Origin of the sequence: Streptomyces orinoci (assembly GCF_003121295.1) — a bacterium.
GTDB lineage: Bacteria > Actinomycetota > Actinomycetes > Streptomycetales > Streptomycetaceae > Streptomyces > Streptomyces orinoci.
The window spans coordinates 261918-286975 of sequence record NZ_PHNC01000006.1 but is presented as its reverse complement, the minus strand read 5'-3'; the positions used below and the strand labels follow the sequence as shown (position 1 = coordinate 286975).

General features: G+C 72.3%; 24 protein-coding genes. 9 read left to right on the top strand and 15 right to left on the bottom strand.

What is annotated here, in order from left to right; all coding sequences use genetic code 11:
* Positions 1–18: 18 nt before the first annotated feature.
* The 4 genes from CV755_RS03210 to CV755_RS03195 all read right to left on the bottom strand — a co-directional run bounded on the left by CV755_RS03210 (position 19) and on the right by CV755_RS03195 (position 4782).
* Entirely contained in the window at positions 19–1530 is a 1512-nt protein-coding gene (locus CV755_RS03210; protein WP_109278559.1) for an alpha/beta hydrolase, read from the bottom strand.
* A gap of 129 nt (positions 1531–1659) precedes the next feature.
* Positions 1660–2208 (bottom strand): TetR/AcrR family transcriptional regulator, encoded by a 549-nt coding sequence (locus CV755_RS03205; RefSeq protein ID WP_109278717.1) that lies wholly within the window; start codon positions 2206–2208, stop codon positions 1660–1662.
* 100 nt (positions 2209–2308) lie between these two features.
* Positions 2309–3424, bottom strand: coding sequence for an amidohydrolase family protein (locus tag CV755_RS03200; protein ID WP_109278558.1), 1116 nt, complete (start codon positions 3422–3424; stop codon positions 2309–2311).
* Positions 3424–4782 (bottom strand): type I glutamate--ammonia ligase, encoded by a 1359-nt coding sequence (locus CV755_RS03195; protein ID WP_109278557.1) that lies wholly within the window; start codon positions 4780–4782, stop codon positions 3424–3426. The genes CV755_RS03200 and CV755_RS03195 overlap by 1 nt, the downstream gene beginning before the upstream one ends.
* A 513-nt stretch (positions 4783–5295) precedes the next feature.
* Between CV755_RS03195 and CV755_RS03190 the strand changes: the two genes are divergently transcribed.
* Positions 5296–6246 carry a polysaccharide deacetylase family protein gene (locus CV755_RS03190; RefSeq protein WP_109278556.1) on the top strand — a complete coding sequence of 317 codons (951 nt, stop codon included), beginning with the start codon at positions 5296–5298 and terminating at the stop codon, positions 6244–6246.
* Positions 6247–6271: 25 nt separating this feature from the next.
* Here the strand turns inward: CV755_RS03190 and CV755_RS03185 are convergent, their stop codons facing one another.
* Positions 6272–6916 (bottom strand): phosphatase PAP2 family protein, encoded by a 645-nt coding sequence (locus tag CV755_RS03185; protein WP_241560946.1) that lies wholly within the window; start codon positions 6914–6916, stop codon positions 6272–6274.
* Positions 6916–7578 (bottom strand): DedA family protein, encoded by a 663-nt coding sequence (locus CV755_RS03180; RefSeq protein ID WP_241560945.1) that lies wholly within the window; start codon positions 7576–7578, stop codon positions 6916–6918. Before CV755_RS03180 ends, CV755_RS03185 begins: the two co-directional genes overlap by 1 nt.
* A 121-nt stretch (positions 7579–7699) precedes the next feature.
* Between CV755_RS03180 and CV755_RS03175 the strand changes: the two genes are divergently transcribed.
* Positions 7700–8083 (top strand): BlaI/MecI/CopY family transcriptional regulator, encoded by a 384-nt coding sequence (locus tag CV755_RS03175; protein WP_109278553.1) that lies wholly within the window; start codon positions 7700–7702, stop codon positions 8081–8083.
* The gene (locus tag CV755_RS03170) at positions 8080–9015 is read left to right on the top strand and encodes a M56 family metallopeptidase (protein WP_109278552.1); all 936 of its coding nucleotides are present in this window, start codon (positions 8080–8082) and stop codon (positions 9013–9015) included. The genes CV755_RS03175 and CV755_RS03170 overlap by 4 nt, the downstream gene beginning before the upstream one ends.
* 133 nt (positions 9016–9148) lie before the next feature.
* On the opposite strand, the gene CV755_RS03165 is transcribed toward CV755_RS03170, so the two are convergent.
* Entirely contained in the window at positions 9149–10180 is a 1032-nt protein-coding gene (locus tag CV755_RS03165; RefSeq protein ID WP_109278551.1) for a cytochrome c oxidase assembly protein, read from the bottom strand.
* Between the two features lie 219 nt (positions 10181–10399).
* Between CV755_RS03165 and CV755_RS03160 the strand changes: the two genes are divergently transcribed.
* Positions 10400–11245, top strand: a complete 846-nt coding sequence (locus CV755_RS03160) for a DUF2127 domain-containing protein (RefSeq protein WP_109278550.1) — start codon at positions 10400–10402, stop codon at positions 11243–11245.
* Positions 11246–11323: 78 nt separating this feature from the next.
* Entirely contained in the window at positions 11324–11968 is a 645-nt protein-coding gene (locus CV755_RS03155; RefSeq protein ID WP_241560944.1) for a rhomboid-like protein, read from the top strand.
* A 76-nt stretch (positions 11969–12044) separates the two neighbouring features.
* On the opposite strand, the gene CV755_RS03150 is transcribed toward CV755_RS03155, so the two are convergent.
* Both CV755_RS03150 and rodA read right to left on the bottom strand, forming a co-directional pair.
* Positions 12045–12458 carry a hypothetical protein gene (locus CV755_RS03150; protein WP_109278549.1) on the bottom strand — a complete coding sequence of 138 codons (414 nt, stop codon included), beginning with the start codon at positions 12456–12458 and terminating at the stop codon, positions 12045–12047.
* A 38-nt stretch (positions 12459–12496) separates the two neighbouring features.
* Complete coding sequence (gene rodA / locus CV755_RS03145; protein ID WP_241560943.1) at positions 12497–13672, bottom strand: rod shape-determining protein RodA; 1176 nt, start codon at positions 13670–13672, stop codon at positions 12497–12499.
* A gap of 210 nt (positions 13673–13882) precedes the next feature.
* Here rodA and CV755_RS03140 point away from each other — a divergent pair, with 210 nt between their 5' ends.
* Positions 13883–14308, top strand: coding sequence for an ArsR/SmtB family transcription factor (locus tag CV755_RS03140; RefSeq protein WP_109278547.1), 426 nt, complete (start codon positions 13883–13885; stop codon positions 14306–14308).
* Positions 14309–14348: 40 nt separating this feature from the next.
* On the opposite strand, the gene CV755_RS03135 is transcribed toward CV755_RS03140, so the two are convergent.
* The 4 genes from CV755_RS03135 to CV755_RS03120 form a co-directional block, all read right to left on the bottom strand.
* Positions 14349–15710, bottom strand: a complete 1362-nt coding sequence (locus CV755_RS03135; RefSeq protein ID WP_109278546.1) for an ATP-binding cassette domain-containing protein — start codon at positions 15708–15710, stop codon at positions 14349–14351.
* Positions 15707–17434, bottom strand: coding sequence for an ABC transporter permease (locus CV755_RS03130; RefSeq protein ID WP_109278545.1), 1728 nt, complete (start codon positions 17432–17434; stop codon positions 15707–15709). The genes CV755_RS03135 and CV755_RS03130 overlap by 4 nt, the downstream gene beginning before the upstream one ends.
* A 160-nt stretch (positions 17435–17594) precedes the next feature.
* Positions 17595–19349, bottom strand: a complete 1755-nt coding sequence (locus tag CV755_RS03125; RefSeq protein ID WP_422070498.1) for a carbohydrate binding domain-containing protein — start codon at positions 19347–19349, stop codon at positions 17595–17597.
* A gap of 242 nt (positions 19350–19591) precedes the next feature.
* On the bottom strand, positions 19592–19999 hold the full coding sequence (locus CV755_RS03120; RefSeq protein WP_109278544.1) for a rodlin: 408 nt from the start codon (positions 19997–19999) through the stop codon (positions 19592–19594).
* Positions 20000–20309: 310 nt separating this feature from the next.
* On the opposite strand from CV755_RS03120, the gene CV755_RS03115 reads away from it, so the two are divergent.
* Positions 20310–20624: a putative quinol monooxygenase gene (locus CV755_RS03115; protein WP_109278543.1), complete on the top strand. Its 315-nt coding sequence runs from the start codon at positions 20310–20312 to the stop codon at positions 20622–20624.
* 297 nt (positions 20625–20921) lie between these two features.
* Entirely contained in the window at positions 20922–21950 is a 1029-nt protein-coding gene (locus tag CV755_RS03110) for an isopenicillin N synthase family dioxygenase (protein WP_109278542.1), read from the top strand.
* Here CV755_RS03110 and CV755_RS03105 read toward each other — a convergent pair.
* Entirely contained in the window at positions 21947–23164 is a 1218-nt protein-coding gene (locus tag CV755_RS03105) for an MFS transporter (protein ID WP_241560942.1), read from the bottom strand. The genes CV755_RS03110 and CV755_RS03105 overlap by 4 nt on opposite strands.
* A 100-nt stretch (positions 23165–23264) precedes the next feature.
* Between CV755_RS03105 and CV755_RS03100 the strand changes: the two genes are divergently transcribed.
* Entirely contained in the window at positions 23265–24191 is a 927-nt protein-coding gene (locus CV755_RS03100; protein WP_109278540.1) for a LysR family transcriptional regulator, read from the top strand.
* On the opposite strand, the gene CV755_RS03095 is transcribed toward CV755_RS03100, so the two are convergent.
* Positions 24176–24970 carry a putative hydro-lyase gene (locus CV755_RS03095; protein WP_109278539.1) on the bottom strand — a complete coding sequence of 265 codons (795 nt, stop codon included), beginning with the start codon at positions 24968–24970 and terminating at the stop codon, positions 24176–24178. The genes CV755_RS03100 and CV755_RS03095 overlap by 16 nt on opposite strands.
* Between the last annotated feature and the right edge of the window lie 88 nt (positions 24971–25058).

Here is a 25058-nt window from a genome sequence, read left to right as displayed (position 1 = left end):
CCGTCCTCATGGTCCGGGTCAGCCGGCGGTGGGCACCGGCAGCGGCTTGCCCTGGCAGGTGATGTCGTGGGCGGGGGCCTTGCCGTTCAGCAGGTAGTCATCGACCACGTGATCCACACAGGAGTTGCCGTTCTGGTACTGGCCGTGGTCGCCGTCACCGGTCACGGTCACCAGACGGGAGTTGTGCAGCGCCCGGTGCGCCCGCTGCGCGCCCTCGTAGTAAGTGGCCGGGTCATGCACCGAGTTGAGCATCAGGGTGGCCGGCAGCCCGTCACCGGTGACCTTCACCTTGGGGGCGGTGGGGGCCGGCCAGTCCGCGCAGACCGCGCTGAAGGCCAGCTCGCGGGCGCCGGCCAGGGGCAGCTTGGCGGTGTCCTTGGCGCTGCGCCTGACCCAGTAGCCGGTGTCGCGGTTCCAGGAGGTGTCGCTGCAGGTCACCGAGAAGTACTCGGCCAGGAAGCCGGGTGCGTAATTGGCGGACAGGGCCTCGGCGGTGCCCTTCTCCTTGGGCGTGGCGGTCTTCCAGTGGTCGAAGGCGGACAGCGAGGAGGCCAGGGCCGGGAAGTTGGCGGCCTCGTAAATGGCGTTGATGGTGGCGCTGTCGAACTGGTTGGGGCCCACGGTCACCGAGCCGTCGGTCAGCGGGTGCTCGGCCAGCGCGGCCCGCTGCCGCTCCCACTTCGCCTTGGCCGCGGCGACGGTGCGGCCATAGTGGTAGACCGAGTCGTACTTGGCCAGCCAGGGCAGGAAGTCCTGTTCGAAACGGCGCTGGAAGCTCGCCGGCTGTCCGGTCTCGAAATCCTGCCAGCTGCCGTTGAAGGCTATGTTGCTGTCCAGTACGGCCCGTTCGATGTGCTGCGGATAGAGACTGGCGTAGTAGGCGCCGATCATGGTGGCGTAGGAAGGGCCGTAGTACGAGACCTTCCGCTCGCCCAGCAGGGAGCGGAACAGATCCATGTCATGGGCGGTCTGCTCGGTGGTGAGATAGGGCAGCAGACCATCGCTGCGCTCGGCGCAATCCCGGGCCATCTTGCGCGAGTTGTCCAGTACCCGGCGGATGGCGGCGGCGGAGCGGTCGCGGTAGTCATGGGCCAGGAACTCGGTCATCTCCGGGCCGGTCTGGCAGGTCGGCTTGGAACTGCGCCCGACGCCGCGCTGGTCGAAGCTCACCACGTCATAGGCGGCGCCCACGGCGGGGTCCTGCCTGACGAAGCCGGCCGGCCGGGTGCGCCCCTGGCCGCCGGGCCCGCCGGCGGCCATCATCAGCACCCCGCGCCGCTTGGCCGGATCCGCCGCCCGGTGCCGGGAGACGGCGATGGTCAGATCGTGCCCGGCGTCCGGGTGATGCCAGTCCCGGGGCACGGTCATCGAGGCGCACTCCAGGCTCTGTGCGTCGTCGCAGGTCTGCCAGTTGAGATGCTGCTGGGTGTACCGGGCCGGGACGGTGGTCTGCTGGGCGTGTGCCGAGGCGGCGCAGAGCACCGCGGTGGCGATGGCGGCGGCGAGGACGCCGGAGACGGGCTTGAGCATCGGTTCTCCTGGACGAAGTGGCTAGGGCACCGATCCTTCCGTCCGGGGGGTGCGGGAACGATCCCGCCAGTATCCGAGTTGGGGGTGGTACCAGTACCACCCCCCGCCTGCCCTGGACGGTCCCGGTGGTCAGCCCGGCAGGCCGGCGGGCCGGCGGCCGAGCGCCCCGTCCAGCAGGCGGGAGAGGGCCCAGTCGAAGTCGGAGCGGGCCGGGCGGGCGCCCTGGAGATGGCCGAGCAGCAGGTTCCACAGCGCGCGGTGGGCGCGGACCGCCTCGTCCCGGGGCAGGCCGGCGGCGGTGAGGGCGTCCAGGGCGTCCCGGGCGAAACCGGCGGTGCCGGAGGGCGGATACGGGCTTCCGGCCAGGATGCCGGTCGCCCAGGGGTGCCGGGAGAGGTGGTCATGGGCGGCCAGCCAGTGCCGCCGGACGCGCTGCCGGGGCTCGGGATCCGGTGCGGGCGGCGGCAGTTGGGCGGCCACCTGCTCGGCCAGCAGGAGCAGCAGCTGGCCGCGGTCCGCGATATGGCGGTACAGGGAAGCTTGTCCGGTGCCCAGCCGCCGGGCCACCCGGCGCACCGTCAGGGCCGTCAGTCCCTCCTCGTCGGCGATCCGGCGGGCCGCGGTGACGATCAGTGAACGGGAGAGGGCACGCGGACGGCCTGGTCCTGGTGGGTTCACGGCGGTCACCTTACACAGGGCCACCGGCGTTGAGGTGCCTGCGGAAGTACCCGTTCGAGGGGCGCGTGCCATAGTGCTTCGCGCCCCTTTCAGGGCGCCGCTAAGGGGCGCAAAGCCCGTAGACCCGGCGGGCATTGGCGGAGGCGATCAGCGGCGCGACCCGTTCCGCGTCGGCGCGGGACCAGGCTCCCTCGCTCACCCAGCCGTCCAGCAGGCGCCGCAGTCCCCGGCGGAACACCTCCGCGCCCACCACAAACAGTTCCGGCAGCCCATGGGCGTCGGTGGAGAACAGCAGTTTGCCGAAGGGGACCAGCTCCAGGGCCTCGGCCAGCACCGCCTCCGCCCGGGCGCCGGTGTAGGACAGGGCCAGCCCCACATCCGCGTAGACGTGCGGGAAGGCGTGTGCCAGATAGGCGGCGGAGCGGTGGTAGGGGTAGCAGTGCAGCAGGATCAGGGTGCAGCCGGTGGGCCGCACCGCCCGGGCGAAGTCGGTGAGCAGGGCCGGATCGCAGCGTTGCAGCCGCAGATCGGGATCGCCGAACCCGGTGTGCAGCTGGATGGGCCGCGCGGTCTCGGCGGCCGTCCACAGCAGATGACGCAGCAGCACCGGGTCGCTGACCCGGCCGCCCCGGGCGCGTTCGGCCAGCCAGTGGCCGGCGGCGGTGCGTACCTCGGCCGGGCCGGGCGGATTGGGGGCGAAGTCCAGGCCATAGCGGTAGGCGGCGATGGACTTGAAGCCCGCCGCCGTGCGCGCCGCCTCCCTTACGGCCCGGGCCAGACCGTCCAGGAAGTCCGAGGCGCTGCCGGCGGTGTCGGCCACCTCCTCGGCCAGCCGCTCCAGCCGGACGATCCGGTGCGCGGTGCCGTCGCCCAGCCCGGCCAGCTCCTGGCCGGTGGTCATATGAGGGGTGCGCAGGCCGTCGTCCACCAGATAGTCGGTGATGCCGGTGGCGCCCAGCAGCAGTCGGGTCGCCTCTTGCGCGCCCAGTTCCCGGCGGCGCGCCAGGTACTCCTCGGGCGGGCAGTGCGGGTCCAGGCCCAGCAGCGGGGGACACCAGCGCCGTACCGCGAAGCCCAGCTGGCTGTCCAGGAAGGAGGTGCCCGGCGCCGCGGGGGAGTCCGACTCGCTGAGGTAGGCGGCAAACGTGTGCGGACCGAGGTCCTCCCGCAGCACCCCGTGGCAGTGCTGGTCGATCAGCGGCAGCGGGGCCGTCATCAGTACCGCCGACGGGTCGCGTCGGCGATGTCCTGGGGCGCGGCCCCCTCGAAGCGGGCCGCCTCCGCCCGGCGCACCGCGATGATCGCCTCGAAGAGCGGGTCGCCCAGCGCCTCGCGCAGCAGCTCCGAGCGCTCGAAGGCGTCCACCGCCGCGTCCAGCGACTCGGGCAGCCGGCGCTGTCCGCCGGTCCGGGCCGGATCCCCGGAGACCGGCTCGGGCAGGGTCAGCCCCGCCTCCATCCCGGCCAGCCCGGCGGCCAGCACCCCACCGGTGACCAGATAGGGATTGGCCGCCGGATCAAGGCACTTGACCTCCGCGTTGGCCGCCTCCGGGGCGTCCGGCGCACCGGGTACGAAGCGCAGGGCCGCCTCCCGGTTCTCCGGGCCCCAGCAGGCGAAGGCCCCGGCCCAGCGTGAGGGCCGCAGCCGCAGATAGCTCGCCGGGGAGGGCGCGCCCAGGGCGAGCAGCGCGGGCAGTTCCCGCAGCACCCCGGCCAGGAACGCCTCGCCCTCGGCCGTCATCCCGCAGGGCCCCTCGCCGCCCCGGAGCAGATTGCGCTCCTCCCGCCAGGGGCTGAGGTGCAGATGCGCCCCGTTGCCCACCGCGCCCGCCTCGACCACCGGGCCGAACAGGGCGTCCAGGCCGTGCCGCAGGGAGACCGCGCGGATGGTCTCCCGTACCAGCACCGCCAGGTCGGCCGCGCCCACCGGGTCGGAGGGGGCGATGGACACCTCCAACTGGCCGGGGGAGTACTCGGGATGGATCTGCAGTACATCGATCTGCTGGGCGGCCAGCGCGTCCAGCAGATCCCGCAGATAGGCGGAGAGTTCCACCACCCGGGTCATGCCATAGGCCGGGCCGCCACAGGCGTAGTCCGGCTCCCGTTCGGGTCTCCCGCCCCGGACGACCACCCATTCGGTCTCGAACCCCATCCGCAGCCGCAGCCCGTGCCCGGCTGCCCGCTCGGCCATCCGCCCGGCGAACTGCCGCTGGCAGGCGGGGTAGGGCGGGCCCTCCTGCAGATAGCGGTCCACCGGGGCCCAGGCCCAGCCCGGCTGGGCGGCCAGCACGGTCAGCCGGCCCAGATCCGGGAAGAGCCGCAGATCGCCGTCCGGGCCGCCGATATGGCGGCTGGTCACGGCGGAGTCATCGGAGAGATAGACATCGAAGACGGGTGACATGCCCACCCCCCACCGCGCGGTGTGCGCCAGCCGGGCGGTGGGCACCGCCTTGACCCGGGTGATGCCCGCGTTGTCCACCCAGGTCAGGGCGACCGCGTGCACCCCCCGGGCGGTGAGCTGCGCGGCTTCCTGCCGGGCGGCCGACTCGGCGCGTTCCCGTCGCGGGGTCTGCATGGCTGGCGTCCTCCATCGCGTCCTGGGCAACCGGGTCGTTCAGAGAGTCTGGGCCGGATCCCGGCGCCTTACACCTCACATCCGGCGGCGGGGCGTTTCCCGCCGTCCCATCCGGCCGGCGCTGCGCCGCCGCCAGGGCCGGCACCGCGGTGCTACGGCCCGCCATTGCGCAACCCGGCGCCCGGCATGGGCCGAAGCCACCGAGCGGGCCTCGGGCCCGCGCTGTTCCGGCTTGCCGTACGCCCGGCCCGGAACGGCGGCCGCCGCCGTGGCACCGGCTACAGGGTGCTGTCAACCACGCAGCGAAGGAGGGGAGTTGGCGGCCCGGACGCGAACCGGCCGCCCGCCATGCCCGGCACCCGCACCGAGCCACTGCTCCATCCGGTACCGCCTGCCGTTCGGCGGAGCCTTCGGTTGCGGGAGTGCGTGGGTGCGCCGAGGCTGGAGCCAAGATCACCGAACCGGCCAAGGGCACCTGGCATGGCCGACGGCCGGTCATCGTGAGGAGAGGGCATGTCGGGTTTCCGTGGAGTCGTCCGGCCCGGCCAGGGCCGCCACCGCAGACGCCGGCGGACCCCGCTCAAGGCCGCGGCGGCCGTCACCGCGCTGGCGGCCTGCTCGGCCTTTGTGGCGATCGCGGTGGGGGATGACCACCAGGACTGCCACCCCCCGGCCGGGGCCGACGGCCGGGCGCACGGCGATGGCCTGTGCGGGGCCCGGGCCCAGCTGGCCAACGGGGCTCCGCGCCCCGGCCCGGCAATCCATGACGTGCCCGGCGCCCCCCATCCGGGCGCCAGTGTGAGCAACATGGCCCCGGCCCCCGCCCCGGCCGCCGAGGCCGAGGGCGGCTGGGACCGCGAACGCTGCGGCAACACCTCCGGCCGGGTGCTGCTCTCCTTCGACGACTGGCCCTACGGCGATCCGGAACGCGCTGTACGCATCGGCGCCCAGCTGCAGTCCCAGGGCATCCGGGCGGCGTTCTTCCTGATCAACCAGTACGCCAGCGAGTATCCGCAGATCGTCACCACCCTGCGCCGACAGGGGCACTGGGTGGGCAACCACACCTGGTCACACCGGCAGTTGACCAAACTCACCGACCAGGAGGTACAGGACGAGATCCGCAATGGAGTGGCCGGCAATCTGCTCCGCCCGCCCTATGGCGACGCCGGGCCCAGGGAGACCGAGATCGCCGCCAACCTGGGCTTCAAGGTGTGCAATTGGACCATCGACACCCTGGACTGGCAGACGGTACAGGGCAGTTTGCGCAGCCCGGAGGCCATCCGCACCACGGTGCGGGAGGCCCCGGCCGAGGAGAAGCACAACGGGGTGGTCCTCGGGCATCTGTTCAGCCACTTCGCGGAAGCCCTGCCCGGAATCATCAGTGATCTCCATGAGCAGGGCTACCAGTTGTGCCGGGACACCGGAGCGGTCGGCGACCAGGTGCCCTATCCGCTCCCGTGCTGAGCCGGGCCGCGCGTGGTGGCGGCGCTCAGACCGCCAGGAAGGTACGCAGCCGGCCGGCCCGCGCCCGTTCCACCCACGGTGCCGCCCGCCCGGCCAGCAGGGTCAGCGGAATCGCCAGCACAATGCCGGTCACGGCACCGGCGAGCACATCGTGCGGATAGTGCACCCCCACCCACACCCGGGAGGCGGCCATCAGCACCGCCGCCGGCAGGGCCAGCGCCCCGATCCGCCGGTCCACCAGCCACAGGGCGGTGGCCGCGGAGAAGGCGATCACCGCATGGTTGCTCGGGAAGGACCAGTCCCCATGGGCCGGGCACGCCTCCAGGGTGAAGCTGTTGGCCAGCGTCTGGCAGGGCCGGTCCTCGCGCACCAGCGACTTGAGCACCGAGTCCACCGCGAACACCACGCCCACCACCACCGGCACCGCCAGCGCCCGGGCCATCACCGGCGCCCCGGTGCGCCGGGCCCGCCACCAGGCGGCCAGCATCAGCAGGGCGAAGACCCCCAGACCGTAGGTGGTCCAGGCGGTGACGGCGTCATTGAACAGGTGCGGCGCATGCCGCGCCTCGTCGGTGATGCTCCGGTAGAGGTCACCGTCGATGTGCGAGCCGTCGAAGGCCAGGGCTATGCCCGTCATATCGGTAGTCGTTCCTGTCGTCGGTACGGTCATCAGCGGCCCTCGCCCGCCCGCCGCCGCCCGCGCAGCAGCTCCAGCGCCACCGGCAGCACCGACACCAGCACCACCAGGGCGACGATGGGCAGCAGGTACTTGTCCACATTGGGCACCGCGGAGCCCAGCGCGTAACCGCCGAGCACCAGGCCGACCGTCCACACCAGACCGCCCGCCGCCTGCCACAGCGCGAAGGTGCGCGGCGCCACATCCAGCGCGCCCGCCAGCGGATTGAGCACGGTACGCACCACCGGGACGAACCGCGCCAGCACGATCGCCCGGGCGTGGCCATAGCGGCCCAGCAGCTCCTCGGCCCGCTCGGCCCCCTCCAGCAGACGCTTGTTGCGGGAACGGGCCAGCAGCGTCCGCCCGCCGCGCCGCCCCAGCACATAGCCGGTCTGGGCGCCCAGCAGCGCCCCCGCCACGGCGGCGGCCAGCACCTGGACCAGATCCAGGTGCGGACCGGAGTGCGCCCCGGTCCGGCACAGCAGCCCGGCGGTGAACAGCAGCGAGTCACCTGGCAGGAAGAAGCCGACCAGCAGACCGGTCTCGGCGAACAGCACCACGGCGATGCCGAGCGCGCCGAAGGCCGAAAGGAGCGAGGAGGCGTCCAGGACATTGACGGCCAGGGGGCCGGCCAGGACGGCGGGCGGTGCGGGCACGGGCGCGGAGCCTCCCATAATCGAGGGCAGGGCCTCCGCGGAACAGCGGACGGCCCTACCGTCTACAGATCGGTAGACGGTCTACGAGACTGTAGACGATTCCTGGGAGGGAGCGGTTCCCGTGACCGAGTCCATACGCCGCCCTGCGGGCGAGCTGGAGGCAGCCGTGCTCTCCGCGCTCTGGGCGGCCGAGCGCCCGCTGACCCCGGCCGAGGTCCAGCAGGTGCTGCCGGGCGTACTGGCCCGTACCACCGTCGCCACCATCCTGGCCCGGCTGCATGACAAGGGAACCGTGAGCCGCACCCGGGCCGGCCGCGCCTACGCCTACAGCCCGGTGGTCGAGGACCACGCCGCGCTGGCCGCCCACCGGATGCACACCGAACTCGACAAGGAACGGGACCGGCCCGGCGTGCTGGCCCGCTTTGTCTCCCGGCTGACCTCCGACGACGAGGAACTGCTGCGCGACCTGCTGGCGCAGCCCGTCGTCCCCGAGGAGCCCCGGTGATCTGGGCCGTCTGGGCCCCGCTGCTGGCGCCGCTGGCCGCCGTGCCGGTCGCCCGCCGGCTGGCCGGGCTGCTGCCGCCCAGGGCCGCCGCCCTGCTGCTGGCCGGCTGTGCCGCCGCGCTGGCGGCGTTCAGCGGGGTCTCCCTGGTGCTGCTGACCGTGGCCGGGCTGCTGAAGCTGCCCTTCGTCGCCGAGCTGGGCCATGTGCGCACCGCGCTGCTGCCGCACGACCCGGCCTTCGGGATGCCGCTCGGCGCGGCCGCCGCCGCGCTGGCCCTGGCCGGAACGGCCGCGGCACTGCGCACCCTGCTGGGCCACGGCCGGCAGGTGCTGCGCGCCCGGGCCGAGGTGGCCCGGGTGGCCGGCGCCGGGGACCTCACCGTGCTGCCCGACCCCGGTGCGGACGCCTACGCCCTGCCCGGACGGCCGGGACGGGTGGTGGTCACCGCCGGGATGCTGCGCAGCCTGGACGCCGAGGAGCGGGCCGCGCTGCTCGCCCATGAACGCGCCCACCTCGCCGGGCGCCACCATCTGCTGCTGCTCGCGGCCGATCTGGCGGGCTGTGTGCACCCGGTACTGCGTGCGCTGCGCGAGCCGCTGGCCTACCAGCTGGAGCGGTGGGCGGACGAGGCGGCGGTGAGCGCGGTGGGGGACCGGCAGGTGGTGGCCCGCGCGGTGGGGCGCGCCGCGCTGGCCGCTTCCGCCGCACCGGCGGGGCGGCGCCCCGCTCCGGCGCTGTCCGCCGTCGCGGGCCCCGTGCCGCGCCGGGTCTCGGCCCTGCTGGGCGCCTCCGGCGGCCCGCAGGGCGGGGTATGGGCGCGCCATGCGGTGGCGCTGTCGCTGGGGGTATGTGTGCTGCTGTCCGGGGCGGCGGTGGTCGATGCGACCGGCGATCTGCACGCGAGCGTGGAAACGGCGCAGGGCGCCCCATAGGGGCGCGGGGAACTGCGCGACCAGCCACGTACGGCCCGCACCCGACGACCAGCCCCCGCCAGGGGTTTCACTGTCGGGCGCGGGCCGCCAACGGTTGCTCGCACAGTTCCCCGCGCCCCTGACGGGGGCGCCCTTACGGGGCGCCGCGGCGGTAGCGGTCGCCGATCACGCCCTGATCGGTCTCCCACCAGGGCCGGGTCAGCTCCGGCTCCGCAACCGGCGCGACCGGCGCATCCGGCGCGGAAGCCACAGGCGCCGAGGCCGCAGACGGAGCCGGCACCCGCTCCAGCTCCGCGTCCAGACGCCGATCCAGCTCCGCCGTACGGCTCCGCTCCGCCCGCAGCCACTCGATGAACACCGCGATCAGAAACGGCAGTCCGATCAGCTCGGCGATGGACAGCATCAGCCCGCCGCCGAGCTGCTGGTCCTGGTGGGGCGAGGGCCCCCACTCATGGGACCGGCCCCGGTACCAGTCACCCGCGATCAGCGTCCCGCTGGTCATCACCACGATGCCGGGCACCGCGTCCACCAGCCCGTCCACAAACACCAGCAGTGCCCGCACCGGGTGGCTGCACCAGGCGGGCAGCAGTTCCTCGCCGGTGAGCATCGGCAGCACAAACAGCGAGCCGGCGCCCAGCAGTTGGAGGTACATCAGCCGGTGCACATTCTCATCGCGCAGCGCCGCCTCGAAGTACGGGGTGAAGTAGATCACCAGCTCCGAGCCGAGCACCAGGAAGGTGGAGACCAGCGGGTAGGTCAGCGCCCGCACCACCGGCCCGCGCATCGCCCGCCCCAGCCGCTCCGCGCCGTGCTCCGGCAGCGCCCGGCGGGCCAGGCCCAGCGGGTCGCCGAGCGCCAGGCCCAGCGGAGCCACCAGGTCGAGCAGAATGTTCTGCACCGCCGCGGGCCAGAACAGCTCCCGGTCGTAGACCGCCAGCGAGGACATGGTGGCCACCGCGATGGTGCCCAGACCGAGCAGCGTGAAGAGGGCCGTACGCACCGGTGACCACAGCTCACCGCGTCTGGCCAGCCGTATCACGCCCCAGGCGTAGAGCCCGCCCAGCACCGCGATCAGCACCAGCCCGAACGGATCCGCCTGCCAGGTGCCGAACAGCCGGGCGGACGTCGGCGCGGGGAGCGCGGACGCGATAACACCGTTTGCCATTGCCACGGACGACCAGCCTAGTGACGGTCGAAAACGGTCATCCCGGCGGGTTCCGTCTCTTTGCCAACCCAAAAGAAATACGGGGATCCGGCAAGTCCGGTCCATGACAGAACCATGGGTACACCCGGATTGGGTACATGTCCCGTCAATTTCTCGGTATGGGAAGCACTGGCTGGTCATACTCCTTAGCCGGTACGCAACGAACAAGGGGGACGTCGGGTGGCCGACGACAAGGGCCTGGTGCCCGCCGTGGGTACGCGCCCGCGCAAGCGGCGGCTCAGCTATGAACTGATCGAGTGCGCCGTGCACGGCCACCGCCTGATCGGTGCCGATGCCGCCCGGGTGCGTCCGGAGGACGCGCTGCTGGTCCGCGAGACGGCGGACGGCATGCGCTGGCACCGCTGTCTGCGCTGTGACGCCTGGCTGCCGCTGCCGGCCCCCGAGCGTCCCGAGCGCGAGGTCCCGCCGAGCCGCGAGGAGATCGAGCTCCCGCTGCGCGGCAGGCCGTTGCGCGACCGCTATGTACTGCGGCTGATCGCCATCGACCGGCTGCTGCACTTCCTGGTGCTCGGGGTGCTGGCGGTCGCGGTGTTCGTCTTCGCCCATGAACGCCGTCGGCTCAAGGGCCCCTTCTACCGGATCGTGGACGACCTGCAGAACGGCGTCGGCGGCCCCAGCGGGGTGCGCGGCCACGGTCTGCTCGGCGACCTGGACCGGGCCTTCGCGGCGCACACCAAGACGCTCTGGCTGATCGGCCTGGTCATCGCCGCCTATGCGGTGCTCGAAGGGGTGGAGGCCATTGGGCTCTGGCGCGCCGCGCGCTGGGCGGAGTACCTCACCTTTGTCGCCACGGCGGTGCTGCTGGTGCCCGAGGTCTGGGAACTCACCCACCGCGTCAGCGCGTTGAAGATCTGCACCCTGGTGATCAACCTGGCGGTGGTGATCTATCTGCTGTTCGCCAAGCGGCTGTTCGGGCTGCGCGGGGGCGGCCGGGCCGAGGAGGCCCAGCGCGCTCACGACAACGGCTGGCAGGCCCTGGAAAGGGTGCTCCCCGGCCCGCACTGATCTCGTCCCTACCTTCCGCCGGGTTAAGGTGAGTTGACACTTAGGGCTGGGTAGTCCAGGGCACACGGACGGGACGGTATGGCGGGCAGACGGTGGGACTTCCGGCGGATCGCGGAACTGCGGCGGATGCCGGCCACCACCGGGTATGTGGGCCTGCTGCTGGCCACGGCCGGCTGGCTGGCCGGCTGCTCCGCCTCCCAACAGGCCCGTTTTATGCGGCATATCAGCAGCAATGTGCACCACCTTGAGGTGGGCAAATGGTGGACTCTGTTCACCAGCGGGCTGGTGGTGGACGGCGTCCCGGCCCTGCTGGGCATCTCCGCCGTGGCCGTGGTGCTGGGCATGGCGGAGTGGCGGTGGGGAACCGCCCGCGCCATTGGGGTGTTCCTGGCCGGCCACCTGCTGGCCACTCTGATCACCGAGGGCTCCATGTGGCTGATGCGGCTGGCCCATCTGCTGCCCGGCATCCTGACCCGGGCCCGGGACGTGGGCATCAGCTACGGCCTGGTGGCCACCCTGGGCTGTCTGCTGGCCCTGGGTGGTGAGCGCGCCCGGCGCTATGGGGTACCGGCGCTCGCCGCGCTGCTGCTGGGCGCATGGGCGGTGGACCAGGAGCTGGCCGATGCGGGCCATGTGGTGGCCCTGTTCCTGGGCGTCGCCGGGTCGGGCACCCGCTGGCTCCGCCACCCGCGCCCGCTCGCGGCGACGCCTGCGGTGCTCTGAGCTCCGGGTGCGACCAGCCTTGGGCGGTCCGTAGCCCGGAACGCACCCAGCGCCCCCGGCGGCGGCAACCCCAACCTCACCGCACCCGTACCGTCACCACCGGTGAGGCCCGCAGCGGCTCCGGGCGGGCCGCGCCCGGCCGGTTCAGCCCGTACAGCACGCCCCGTACCTGGAACACCCCCCGCCGCCGCGGCCACACCCGCGTCTCCACCCGGGCGCCCGCCCCGGCGCCGACCGTCGCCCCGCAGGCCAGGGTGCGCCAGCCGGGCCGGCCGGTCTCCCGCTCCTGGAGACAGGCGCGCAGATAGCGCGCCGCCTCCTCGTCACCGCTGCCGCTGATCCGCACCGGCTCGCCGACCCGGGCGGCGTGCGAGGGGGCCGCGCTGATCTCCATGCCCCCCTTGGCCGCAGCAGCAGCCGTACCCGGCACCAGCGTCAGCACCAGCCCCAGCGACGCCATCGCGAGCCGCGCAACGATATGACCCGGCATCCGCTCTTCCTTCCGCTCCGTCTGCCCAAGGACGGCCGTCAGCCGCTGCGCGGCCGCCTGGAGTCCACCCGTACCGCCTGCAGCACGCCCATCGCGCCGCAGACGGCGAACATCGAGGACCCGCCATAGGAGACAAACGGCAGCGGGATCCCGGCCACCGGCATGATGCCCAGCGTCATCCCGATGTTCTCGAAGGACTGGAACGCCAGCCAGCACACCACCCCGATGGCCAGCAGCATGCCGAAGGTGTCACTGGCCCTGCGGGCGATGGACAGCCCCCGCCAGAGCACCACCCCGACCAGCGCGATCACCAACCCCGCGCCCAGAAAGCCCAGTTCCTCCCCGGCGACGGTGAAGACGAAGTCGGTCTGCTGCTCGGGGACGAAGCCGCCGTTGGTCTGGTAGCCGTGGAACAGCCCCTGCCCCAGCAGCCCGCCGGAGCCGATGGCGATCCGGGCCTGGTGGGTGTTGTAGCCGACGCCCGCCGGGTCCAGCTGGGGATCGGCGAAGGCCGCGAACCGGTTGAGCTGGTACGGGCTGAGCAGATGCAGGGTGAAGACGGCGGTGACCAACACGGTGGCCACGGTGGCCAGCAGGGCCAGCTGGCGCCCGGGAATTCCGGCGGTGAACAGCAGCCCGACGGTGATGGCGGCCAGCACCAGGCTGGTGCCCAGCTCATGACTGGCCATGATCACCACGGCCGGCACCCCGAACAGGCCCAGGGCGATGAGTATTTGACGCGTGCTGGGCGCGGTGGAGTCCCGGGCGTCCCGGGCCTCGGCCAGCAGCGCCGAGACCATCACCACCAGCGCCAGCTTGACGAACTCCGAGGGCTGGAGGGAGAAACCGCCGCCCAGCACGATCCAGGAGTGCGCTCCGTTGATGGTGCTGGCCAGCGGGGTGAGCACGGTGGCCAGGAACAGTATCGAAGCCCCGTAGAAGAAGGGGGCGTAGCCGCGCAGCCTGCGGTAGTCCACGATGCTGAGGGAGCCGCAGATGGCCAGCCCGATCAGCAGGTTGAGCATATGGCGCTTGAGGTAGCTGTTGGGGTCGCCGCCGGTGATGTCCTGCCGGTGCATGGTGGCCGACCAGGTCAGCAGCCCCCCGATGCAGCCCAGCGCCAGTACCGCGCCCAGCAGCACCCAGTCCAGCCGCCACAGCGGCGAGGAGCGGCCCAGCGCCCGCAGTGCGGGGCGGCCGATCGGTGATCGCACAAGCGAGGTTCCCAAGGTCGGACCCTTCCGCGGTGAATGTGCACGTGCTGAACTCCTTGAACAGGGATGCAGCGTACAGTTCATCGCTTGCGCAATACCTAAAACGCTTATCGTGCGGCGTGGTTCGGGGCCTCTGCGCCCTGTCCTCATACGGTCACCACCGGTGACCGCCCAGGGGGTACCGGTCCACCGGCGGTTACGATGTCTTGCATGGGATCAGCAGCCGACGCATGGGATTCAGCAGGTGCCGAACGAGCGGTGGCGATCCTGAAGGCGGTGGCCGACCCGACCCGTTACCGGCTGCTGTGGGCGCTGAGCGGGCGGGAGCTGCCGGTGGGCAGCCTGGCGGAGATGATGGGCGCCCATGTCGCCGCGGTCTCCCAGCATCTGGCCAAGCTCCGCACGGCCGGGCTGGTCGCCTCCCGCCGGGAGGGCACCCGGATCTACTACCGGGTGACCGGCCCGCATGTACGCAGCCTGCTGGCGGAGGCGGCGCTGGTGGCCGCCGCATCGGCCGCGCCGGAGGAGGCCGCCGAGGAGCGTCCCGGGCAGCGGCCCGCCGCCCTCGCCCAGGAGCGGGCGGTGCCCGCCCGCACGGTGAGGGCCGGGCTGCGGCGGCCGGTCACGGATCACTGAACCCGGGTTCCGGTCATGGATCGCTGAACCCGCGTTCCTGTCACGGATCACCGGGCCCGCGTTCCTCCAGCCGGTAGACGCGCCGGTCCGCGTCATAGGCGAACAGCTCCGCATAGCGGCCCCAGTCGGTGGCCGTCTCCAGCTGCCGTGCCGCCTGCTCGCCGGTGCACTGGCGGGCCAGCTGGCCGGCGAGATGGCCGGCGCGCACCGTGCCGCCGGGGTGCTGCCGCAGGCTGTCCAGGATCAGCCGCATCTGCGGCACTTCCCGTACCGCCTCGGCGAAGATCCGCTTGGAGCCCTGGACATCGGCCCCGGCGAAGGCGGTGCCCAGCTCGGTGAGCACCAGCTCCGTCTCCACCGTCTCGGCCAGGCCCAGCAGCTCCAGGCCGTCCACCAGCGGCAGCAGACCGTCCAGGTCCAGACCCAGCTCCTCGGCGAGGACGGCCGGCTCGCACCCGCCGCCCCGCCGGGCCAGCAGCTCGGCCAGCCCCGCCAGCGCGTCCACCCCGGCCTCCGGCAGCGGCGCCTCCGCCGGGCCCGTGCGGCCGGTCCCGGTGGCGCCGGTACGGCCGGTCATGGTGCGGTAGACCCGGTCGATGAGCTCGGCGTAGCCGGGCGACTGCCGGTCGCGGGGCCGCTCCAGGGGGACCTCGAAGGTGGTGTGGATGGCGCCCGGGCGGGGGCCGAGGACCACGATGCGGTCGGCCATCAGCACCGCCTCCTCGATGTTGTGGGTCACCAGCACCACGGCCCGGGTGGGGAACAGCCCGGACTCCCACAGCTCCAGCAGCTCACCGCGCAGATTCTCGGCGGTGAGCACATCCAGCGCGGAGAAGGGCTCGTCCATCAGCAGCACATCGGGCTCCACCACCAACGCCCGGGCGAAACCGACGCGTTGCCGCATTCCGCCGGAAAGCTCCTTGGGATAGGCGGACTCGAAGCCGTCCAGACCGATCAGTTCAATGGCCTGCCGGGCGGCCTCGGTGCGCCGTCGGGCGGATATCCCCTGGGCCTCCAGGCCGAGTTCGACATTCTGCCGGACGGTCAGCCAGGGCAGCAGGGCGAAGGTCTGGAAGACCATGGCCGTACCCGGGTTGGCGCCGGTCAGCGGCCGGCCCCGGTAGCTGACCGTGCCCGAGCTGGGCGGTATCAGCCCGGCCAGACAGCGCAGCAGGGTGGACTTTCCGGAGCCGGAACGGCCCAGTACGGCCACGATCTCCCCGGCCCGTACCCGCAGTTCGACCCCGGCGAGCACCGGCAGCTCGCCCTCGGACCCCGCATAGGACTTGGTCAGCCCATGCGCGGCCAGCAGCACCTCCCCGTCCCCGGACGGCGGTTCCGGCGGCGGGGGCGGGGTGCCGCGCCCGCGCAGCAGGCCCAGCAGGCGGCGGGCGGCGTTCACAGCGCGTACCGCCGTTCGGCCAGCCGGTAAAGCCTGCGCCACAGCAGGCGGTTGAGGGCCACCACATACAGGCTCATCACGGCCACCCCGGCGATCAGCCGGGCCAGGTCGCCCCGTTCGGTGGCCTCGGCGATATAGGCGCCCAGACCGCCGGCGGTCAGGGTGGTGCCGCCGAAGGAGACCACCTCGGCGACGATGGAGGCATTCCAGGCCCCGCCGGAGGCGGTGATCCCGCCGGTCACATAGGCGGGGAGGATGCCGGGGACGATCAGCCGCCGCCAGCGCAGCAGCCCGCGCACCCCCAGGTCGTCCATGGCCTGGCGCAGATCGGTGGGAATGGCCATGGCTCCGGCGATGGTGTTGAACAGGATGTACCACTGGGCGCCCAGCGCCATCAGCAGAATGCCGCCGACGCCCAGCGGCAGACCGGTGCGCAGAAACAGCCAGACGGCCAGCGGGAAGAGGAAGTTGGCCGGAAAGCTCGCCGCCAGCTGGACCAGCGGCTGGGCGATGCGGGTCAGCCGGGGCGAGAAGCCGATCCGTACCCCCACCGGCACCCAGACCACCGTGGAGACGGCCACCACCAGCAGCACCCGCCCCAGGGTCACCAGCCCCAGCAGCAGCGGTTCGGTGAAGACCCCCGGGCCGCCCTGCCGGCCGGCGAAACGCCCCAGCCCGGTCAGTGCCCACAGCAGCAGCCCGCCGGTGACCAGGGTGAACAGCAGATCGCCGGCCCGGCGGCGGCCGTGGTCCACCGCCAGCGGCCGGTCGTCCCGGCCGAAGACCCGCCCGGCCCGGGACAGTGCCCGGCCCAGCGGGCCCAGCGCCCGGCCGGGCAGCCGGGACAGGCCGGTACGGCGCAGCAGTTCCAGCACCCAGCTGCGGTGCACCTGGCTGGCCTCGGCCTGCTCGTACTTGAACTTCTCCGCCCAGGCGGTCAGCGGCCGCCAGAACAGGAAGTTCACCCCGGTCACCAGGACCGCCATGGTGAGGATCGCCCAGCCGATCCGGCCCAGATCGCCATGGGCGACCGCCGCCCCCGCATAGGAGCCGACCCCGGGCAGCGCGCGCTCGGTGCCGCCGACGCTGATGGCCTCCGAGGCGACCAGGAAGAACCAGCCGCCGCCGAAGCTCATCATCCCGTTCCACACCAGGCCGATGGCGCCATGCGGCAGCTCCACCCGCCAGAAGCGCATCCAGCGGGAGAAGCCGAACGACCGGGACAGCTCGTCCAGTTCGGGCGGCAGCGCCAGCAGCGACTGGTAGAAGCCAAAGGTCATGTTCCAGGCCTGCGAGGTGAAGATGGCGAAGACCGAGGCGCACTCCAGGCCCAGCGCCGAGCCGGGGAACAGCGCGGTGCAGCAGGTCACCGCGACGGTCAGAAAGCCCAGCACCGGCACCGACTGCAGAATGTCCAGCGCCGGGATAAGAATCCGCTCCAGCCGGCGGCTGCGGGCGGCGGCCCGCGCGTAGCAGAGGCTGAAGACGGTGGACGCGGCCAGCGCGGCGAACATCCGCAGGGTGCTGCGCAGCGCGTCATAGGGCAGCTGCCAGGGGCTGGTGTCGGTGTGCACCGAGGGGCCGGCGGTGAACCGGACGGTGGTTCCCTGGCCCAGATGGAGCGCCGGCTGAAGCAGCACCAGCAGCGCGGCGGCGGCCGCCACTTCGGCCCACAGCCGGGCACCGTGGGCCACCGGTTGGGGGCGTGCCGGGGAGAACGACATCACAGGACGGCTCCGCCTCCGCTCCGTGATGCGGTTCACTCATCGGTATTCGGCCGGGCAGCGCCCTGGGCGGCGTGCCGCCGAGCAGTCTGCCTGCCGGTGGCACTTATCCGCAAATAACCGTCCGGGGCGGCCGCCGCCGCCCCGGAGCGGGGCCGGGTCAGCCGATGGCCAGGTCGTCGGCGAAGACATCCCCCTGGCCGTACCAGCCATGGACGGAGACGGTCACCTTGCCGGTGGCGTCGGCGGTGAAGGGCACCGAGAGCCGGCTCCAGCCGTCGGACGTGGTCCATCCGCTGGCCTGCGCACCGCCGCCGACCGCCAGGAAGGCGTAGTTGCCGCGCACCCAGCCGGTGAGGGTATGGCTGCCGGGGGAGACGGTCAGGGTCTGCCGGCACTCACCGGTGGACTGCCCGGCGGGGGAGACCCGCAGCGCGTAATTCCCGGAGTGCGCCGGGGACTTGACCACCGCGCTGTTCCCGTCGCAGGTCCAGGGGCTGAGCGTGCCGCTCTCGAAGCCGCCGTTGGCCAGGCCGCCGCCGGGTGTGGAACCGCCCACGGTCAGGGTGTAGACGGCGCTGTGGCCGCCCGAGGCGGCGGTGCCCCTGATGGTGATCGGGTAGCTGCCGGGCGGGGTGTCGGAGGCGGTGCCGATGGTCAGTCCGGCCTGTTCACCGGCGGTCACCGAGGCCGGGTCCAGGGTGGCCGTAACGCCCTTGGGCGCCCCCTCGGCGGACAGCCGGACGGTCTGTGCCGTGCCGCCGAGCGCGGTGGTGCGCACGGTGGCGCTCACCGAGCCGCCCGGGGCGGTGGCGGCGCCGGCCGGGGAGAGGTCCAGGGTGAAGTCGGGCTTCGCCGGGCCGCCGCCGCTGGTGAAGGGCGCGAAGGCATGGCTGAAGTACCAGGTGTCCTGGGCGATTCCGGAGCAGCTGTCGGAGCCCTTGGTGCCCGGACAGCCGCCGTTGTCCCGTTGCAGGGCCCAGAAGGAGAGGGTGTTGATGCCCTTGGCCACTGCCCAGTCGTAGACCTTGGCCGCGTCCTGGGTGGTGAAGGTCTCGGCCGGACCGTAGTCGTCGATGCCCGGCATCTCGGTGACCCCGGTCATCGCCCACAGTTCGTCCGGGCTCTTGTCCGGGTAGAGCTGGGCCAGTTGGCCGTGCAGTCCCTCGGCGGCGCTCATGGTGTCGGCGGCCATGTCGTGCTGGGCGCCGTCGTAGTAGTCGAAGGCCATGATGTTGACCACGTCGATCCGGGCGCCATTGGCCACCGCGCTGCGCAGCACGGCCAGTCCGCTGTCGGCCAGGCCATGGGTGGTGGAGGGCAGGGTGTAGGAGAACTGCACGGTACGGCCATTGCTCGCCGCCCAGTCCTGCACCTTTTTGATCGCCTGGTTTCGGCGGTCGATGCCGGCGGTGTTGGTCAGCGAGTTGTCCTCGGTGTCCAGATCGAGGCGGGTGACGTCATAGGTGGTGATGACGTTCTCATAGGCCGCGGCGATCTTGTCAACATCGGTGCAGCTGTCGGCCAGTTCGGTGCCGCCGTTGTCGGCCGCGTAACCCCCGAAGGAGGGGATCACATCGCCGCCGTTGGAGCGGATGGCGGCGATATCGGAGCCGAAGACCGACTGGGCCACCGGCTTGCCGGTGTCACCGTTCCAGTACGGGGTGCAGGAGCCGCGGGCCTCGGTCTGCAGAAAGGCCATGGTCAGGTTTTTCGCCCCGGACTGCGCGGCCAGATCGGCCGGGCTGCCGGAGCCATAGGTCTCGAAGTAGGGCGCGAAGAGGTGCGGGGGCAGCGGGGTGGCGGCGGTCGCGGTGCTGCCGCCGCCGAGGGCGAGCCCCGCGCCCGCGGCCAGGGTGGCCAGCGCGGTCACTGCAGTACGGACGGATATGCGGCGTTTTGAGCGACGTCTCACAAGTGCTCCCAGTGGCTTGAGGGGAGTGCGCGGTCAACATGGTTGGACTGGACCAATTGCGCGTCAAGAGGCCGGACATGACGATCGGACGCGCCAACCCCAGCGCCCGGCCGGGGAATTGCCCTCCGGAAATGCCCGACCGGGCAATCGACAAGGAAATCAGCCGACTTGGCGCGGGCATATAAAAGTCCCCTGCCGCGCACTGGAGGTGCGCGGCAGGGGACTTCCGGCGGTGCGGTGGCCTAGCCGAAGAGCGGGCCCTCGTTGCCCGAGCCGTTCCCGGAGACGATCGGAATGTCGTCGATGAGGTGGGACAGCGGGTTGTCGCCGTTGTCGATGGTCGAGTTGTCCGTGCACTGCTGCTGCTGCTCGGAGCTGAGGATCGGAATGTCCTGCAGGCCGATGTTGACCAGACCGACGACCGACTGGACACCGACCTTGCCGATGCCGAGGCACAGCTTGTTGAGCGTGCCCTGGATCAGGCTCATCTGCGGGCTCTCAACGCCGTCGGTACGGGTGTTGCCGTAGCCGGTGCTGGCGCCGTTGGCGTTGACCACATCCTCGTCGTGGTCGTACGCCATCGCCGGAGTGGCGAGGGCGCCGACCACGGAAGCCGCCATCACCGATGTGGCGAGTACCTTCTTGCGCACTTCTATGCCTTTCGATCGAAGAGGTTTCCCGTCGGGAAGCGAACTGAGTAACTCCGGCTTATTCAGTTGGTTCCGACATTTCACTCATTCGAGCCATTAGGCGGAATGCAGCGGCCAACCACCGCTTTGGCAGAGCCAATCGGAAGGCATGACCGCATGTGAGTGAAGACGCGGGAGGAGTGCCGGTCCTGCTGATAGCGTGCGCAATTACGGCGGGTTTCTCAGCCGTCGGCCCGCTCGGACGGCGCCCCCACATGACGCGTCCGGGCGGGCGTTGTCTTGCCTGAGGAGTCTCAATGACGGAGACCGCATGACCGTGGAGTACATCCGCTACCGCATCGCCGACCCCGACCGGCGCCGCGCCTTCGAGAAGGCCTATGCCGCCGCCGTCGGACACCTCTACGCGGCACCGCAGTGCCTGGGCTATGAGCTGGCCCATGGCGTGGAGGAACCCGAGCGCTATGTCCTGCGCATCGAGTGGACCTCGGTGGAGGACCATGAGCAGGGCTTCCGCCGGGGTCCGCACTTCCCGCCGTTCCTGGCCGGGATCGAGCCCTACCTCCCCGACATCGAGGAGATAAGGCACTACGAGCGCACGCTCGTGGTGGACAAGAGCCGCTCCTGAAGGACCGAGGGGTGGTCCCCGGCGCCGGGTCGTATACCCTCGGGGGTGTGAATCTGCTGGTAAAGCGACGCCATGTGGACTACCTGCGCGTCACGAGCATGTCCTGTCGCCGTTACGGCTGACCTCCGTTCCGTCCGCCCGTCGAGTTCTCCGGGCCGGAGCGGTCTTCCTCGCGCTCTTCCTCAGCACCCCTGATCACCTGTTTCCCGGCCCCGCCGCGCCCGCGTACCCGCGGTGCGCCGCGGGCCGTCCGGCTACCGCCGGGCTGGGCCGGGTCCCTCACGCCATGGACATCTCATGAGCAACAAGCTTCCTGTCATCGACCTCTCGGCCGCCTCCGGCGGCCCCGACGATCGCGCCCGCTTCCACCAGGCGCTGCACAGCGCCGCCCGCGATGTGGGCTTCTTCCACCTCACCGGCCACGGCGTGGGCGAGGAGGAGACCGCCGCCCTGATGCGGGCCATGCGGGCCTTCTTCGCCCTGCCGGAGGCCGACCGGCTCGCCATCGCCAACATCAACTCGCCGCATTTCCGCGGTTATACGCGTATCGGCGACGAGCGCACCGGCGGCAGCCGGGACTGGCGTGACCAGCTGGACATAGGCGCCGAGCGCGCACCGCACGTCCCCGGCCCGGGCGAGCCCGGCTACTGGTGGCTGGAGGGCCCCAACCAGTGGCCCGCCGCCCTGCCCGAGCTGCGTACCGCCGCCCTGCACTGGATCGAGCGGCTCAGCACGGTGGCCCGGCGGCTGCTGCATGAACTGCTCACCGCCATCGGCGCCCCGGCCGGCTTCTACGACGACGCCTTCGCCGACCGTCCCCATCTGCATCTGAAGCTGGTCCGCTACCCCGGCAGCGCACCGGACGGGGCGGGCCAGGGCGTGGGCGCCCACAAGGACTACGGCTTTCTGACCCTGCTGCTGCAGGACCAGGTGGGCGGCCTCCAGGTGGAGGGCCCGGACGGCTCCTTCCTGGACGTACCGCCGCTGCCCGGCGCCTTTGTGGTCAATCTGGGGGAGCTGCTGGAGGTGGCGACCAATGGCTACCTCAAGGCCACCAATCACCGGGTGGTCAGCCCGCCCGGCAACCGGGAGCGGTTCTCCGTGCCGTTCTTCTACAACCCGCGGCTGGACGCCCGGATCGAGCCGGTGCCCTTCCCGCACGCCCACCTCGCCCCGGGCGTCACCCAGGACCGCAGCAACCCGCTGTTCGCCGAGTACGGCCGCAATGAGATCAAGGGCTGGCTGCGCGCCCACCCCGAGGTCGCCCGGCGGTACCACGCGGACCTGCTGGCCGAAGGTGTGTCCCAGGCTCCCCGGCCCTCCTAACGGGGCCCGGCGGTACGGAGGTTGAGCGCTGCGAAGAGGGCGGCGCTCAGCACCGCCAGGACCGCGCCCGCCGCCAGCAGGGCGGGCGTGGCGAAGGTGCCGGAGAGCAGGGTGATGGCATAGGGCGCGAACATGCCGAGATAGGCGGTGGTCCAGAACAGCGAGGTGAGCCGGGCCAGCCGGGCGGGCGGGGCCAGGGCGGTGACCTCGGTCAGGCCAAAGGCCAGCACCAGGCCGTAGCCGAGGCCCAGCAGGGCGGCGGCGGTCAGGATCAGCACCGGCCGGCCCAGGGACGCCGCCGGGACGGCCACCGCCAGGCCCAGGGCACAGACGGCCAGTCCGGACAGCGCGGTGGCCGGGCGGTGCCGGATGACCAGGCGGCGGGCCAGTGGCTGGACGAGCAGCCCGGCGCCCGGAACCACCGCGGTGGCCAGGCCCGCGAAGACGGTACGCCAGCCGTTCAGGCCGTGCGCCAGGCCGGGCAGCGTGGCAAAGCCGATGGTGGGCGCGGCGAACACCCAGGGTGCCACCGGCAGCAGCGCGCGCCGGAAACGGCGCCGGTCCACCGGGCCGGAGGGGCCCGTGGCCGGCCGGCCCGGACGGCGGGTCTCCGGGGCGCCGAAGGCGGCCAGCCAGGCCGCGGCCGCCAGCACCAGGTGCGGTAGATAGGCGGTGACCATGGGATACGGGGCCCACTGGGCGATCAGCGCGGAGGCCAGGCCGCCGGAGGCGAAGCCCGCGGAGACAAAGAGCCCCGCCCGGCGGGCCGACGCTCCGGGAGCCGCCTCGGCGGCATAGGGCGGGGCGGACAGCTCCTTGACCCAGGCGCTGCCCGCGGCCAGCAGGGCCCCCGCCCCCACCCCGGTCAGAAACCGGCCCGGCAGCAGACACCAGGTGGCGGCCGGACCGGCCATCAGCACCCCGGTGGACAGCAGGTTGACGGCCAGCGCGGCCAGCGCCACCGGGCGGCGGCCGCGCCGGTCGGCGAGCGGCCCGCCCAGCAGCAGCCCGGGTATCAGCCCGACCACATAGACGGCGAACAGGCCGGTGACCGCCGCCTCGGTCAGCCCCAGCCGGCTCCGGTAGGCGCCCAGCAGGGAGGAGAACTGGTTGGCGCTCCAGCCGGAGGCCGTCATCATCCAGGCCGCGCGCAGCCCGTCGCGTCGTCGGGAAGGAGCGGCAACGGTGGCGTGGTGTCGCAGGAGCGTGCTCATGGCGGCAGTTGTAGGGCCGGCTGCCGGGGCCGCGCCGCCCGCGTTCACAAGTTGTGAACGCCCCTGGGAGGCGGCCCGCCCGCGCGCCTAGGCTGCGGGCATGGATCTGCGCCTGCTGTCGTCCTTCCTGGCGGTGGTCGAGGAGGGCCACTTCGGCCGGGCCGCCGCACGGCTGTTCCTGTCCCCGCCCGCCGTCACCCAGCACATCCGCCGCCTGGAGAGCGAACTGGGCACCCGGCTGCTGTACCGGAGCCCGGTCTCCCCGACGCCGGCCGGGGAACGGCTGGCGGGTCATGCCCGTACCCTGCTGGCCGCGGCCAACGCGGCGCTGGACGATCTGGCCGGGGTGGCGGAGGCCGGGCCCGCCCCGGTGCGGCCGCTGCGGGTGGGCATCATGGGCCATGGCTCGGCGGAGCTGACCCCGGCCGCCATCAACGCCTACCGCCGGGCCCGCCCCGAAGTCCCGGTGCAAATACGGCAATTGGACTACACCGAGCATGTCAGCGCGCTGACCGGGGACCGGGTGGACGTCGCCTTTGTCCGGCCCGCCCCGGAGGACGAGCGCATCACCGCCGATGTGCTGACCACCGAGCAGCGCATTGTGGTGGTGCCGCAGAGCTCCCCGCTCGCCGACGCCCGGGAGGAGGGTGCCCGGCTGGCCGATGTCGCCGCACTGCCCTTTTTCCGGGTGCCGCCGCACACCCCGCGGGTCTTCACTGATTACCTCTACTTCGGCCTGGACTCCGGCCGCCGCGGGCCCTGCGCGCTGACCCCGCAGGATGTGCTCACCGGGGTGGTGACCGGACGGGCGGCGGGTTCCGGGCTGAAGTCCTTCGCCCGCTACTACGCCTGGCCCGGCGCGCTGTTCGTACCGGTGCTGGACGCCCCCTGGGAGAGCAGCTATCTAGCGGTGCGCACGGCCGACCGCGACCCCGAGGTGAGGATCTTCCGGGCCCTGGCCCTGGCGCTGGCCAGGGAGCTGGGACCGCGGATCGCCGAGGGCCCGCTGGATCATGCGATCCGGTAGTCCGCGTCCCGGGCGTCGGTGATCAGCATATGGCCCGGGGCATGGGTGATGGCGAAGGGCGGGGCGGAGGCCATCAGGGCGGCCTGCGGGGTGACGCCACAGGCCCAGAAGACCGGTACATCGCCGGGCAGCATACGCACCGGATCGCCGAAGTCCGGTGTGTCCAGGTCCTCGATGCCCAGCTCGCCGGGGTCCCCGGTGTGCACCGGAGCGCCGTGCACCCCGGGCATCAGCGCGGTCAACCGATGGGCGGTATCGACCAGTTGAGACGGTATCGGACGCATGGAGACCACCAGCGGGCCATGCAGCCGCCCGGCGGGACGGCAGGGCCGGCTGGTGCGGAACATCGGGACATTGCAGGCCTGTTCGAGATGGCGCAGCGGGACTCCGGCCGCGCCCAGGGCGGCCTCGAAGGTGAAGCTGCACCCGATGAGAAAGGCCACCAGATCATCCCGCCACAGGCCGGTGACCTCGGTGGGCTCCTCGGTCAGCCGCCCGTCCCGGTAGACGCGGTAGCGGGGCAGGTCGGTGCGCAGATCGGCGCCGGGCGCCAGCACGGTGGACGTTCCGCCGGGCTCGGTGACGTCCAGTACCGGGCAGGGCTTGGGGTTGCGCTGGGCGAACAGCAGGACGTCATAGGCCCAGTCGGCCGGCACGGCGACCAGATTGGCCTGGGTGTGGCCGTCGGCCCAGCCGGCGGTGGGTACGGCCCGGCCGGCCCGGAAGACGGAGCGGGCCTCGGCCGGGGTCAGGGAAGCGGGCGGGGCGGTGGTTCCCATGGGCACCTCACCAGGGCGGGAAGCCGGGCGGTACCGGCCTCAACTGCCCAGAGATTAGGGATCGTTGAACAATCCGGCAAGGGGGCGA

Coding starts and splice junctions, on each gene's coding strand:
- CV755_RS03210 (WP_109278559.1), bottom strand. CDS start 1,530: ATGCTCAAGCCCGTCTCCGGCGTCCTCGCCGCCGCCATCGCCACCGCG.
- CV755_RS03200 (WP_109278558.1), bottom strand. CDS start 3,424: ATGACGGCCCCGCTGCCGCTGATCGACCAGCACTGCCACGGGGTGCTG.
- CV755_RS03195 (WP_109278557.1), bottom strand. CDS start 4,782: ATGCAGACCCCGCGACGGGAACGCGCCGAGTCGGCCGCCCGGCAGGAA.
- CV755_RS03190 (WP_109278556.1), top strand. CDS start 5,296: ATGTCGGGTTTCCGTGGAGTCGTCCGGCCCGGCCAGGGCCGCCACCGC.
- CV755_RS03185 (WP_241560946.1), bottom strand. CDS start 6,916: ATGACCGTACCGACGACAGGAACGACTACCGATATGACGGGCATAGCC.
- CV755_RS03165 (WP_109278551.1), bottom strand. CDS start 10,180: ATGGCAAACGGTGTTATCGCGTCCGCGCTCCCCGCGCCGACGTCCGCC.
- CV755_RS03155 (WP_241560944.1), top strand. CDS start 11,324: ATGGCGGGCAGACGGTGGGACTTCCGGCGGATCGCGGAACTGCGGCGG.
- CV755_RS03150 (WP_109278549.1), bottom strand. CDS start 12,458: ATGCCGGGTCATATCGTTGCGCGGCTCGCGATGGCGTCGCTGGGGCTG.
- CV755_RS03140 (WP_109278547.1), top strand. CDS start 13,883: ATGGGATCAGCAGCCGACGCATGGGATTCAGCAGGTGCCGAACGAGCG.
- CV755_RS03130 (WP_109278545.1), bottom strand. CDS start 17,434: ATGTCGTTCTCCCCGGCACGCCCCCAACCGGTGGCCCACGGTGCCCGG.
- CV755_RS03115 (WP_109278543.1), top strand. CDS start 20,310: ATGACCGTGGAGTACATCCGCTACCGCATCGCCGACCCCGACCGGCGC.
- CV755_RS03110 (WP_109278542.1), top strand. CDS start 20,922: ATGAGCAACAAGCTTCCTGTCATCGACCTCTCGGCCGCCTCCGGCGGC.
- CV755_RS03105 (WP_241560942.1), bottom strand. CDS start 23,164: ATGAGCACGCTCCTGCGACACCACGCCACCGTTGCCGCTCCTTCCCGA.
- CV755_RS03100 (WP_109278540.1), top strand. CDS start 23,265: ATGGATCTGCGCCTGCTGTCGTCCTTCCTGGCGGTGGTCGAGGAGGGC.
- CV755_RS03095 (WP_109278539.1), bottom strand. CDS start 24,970: ATGGGAACCACCGCCCCGCCCGCTTCCCTGACCCCGGCCGAGGCCCGC.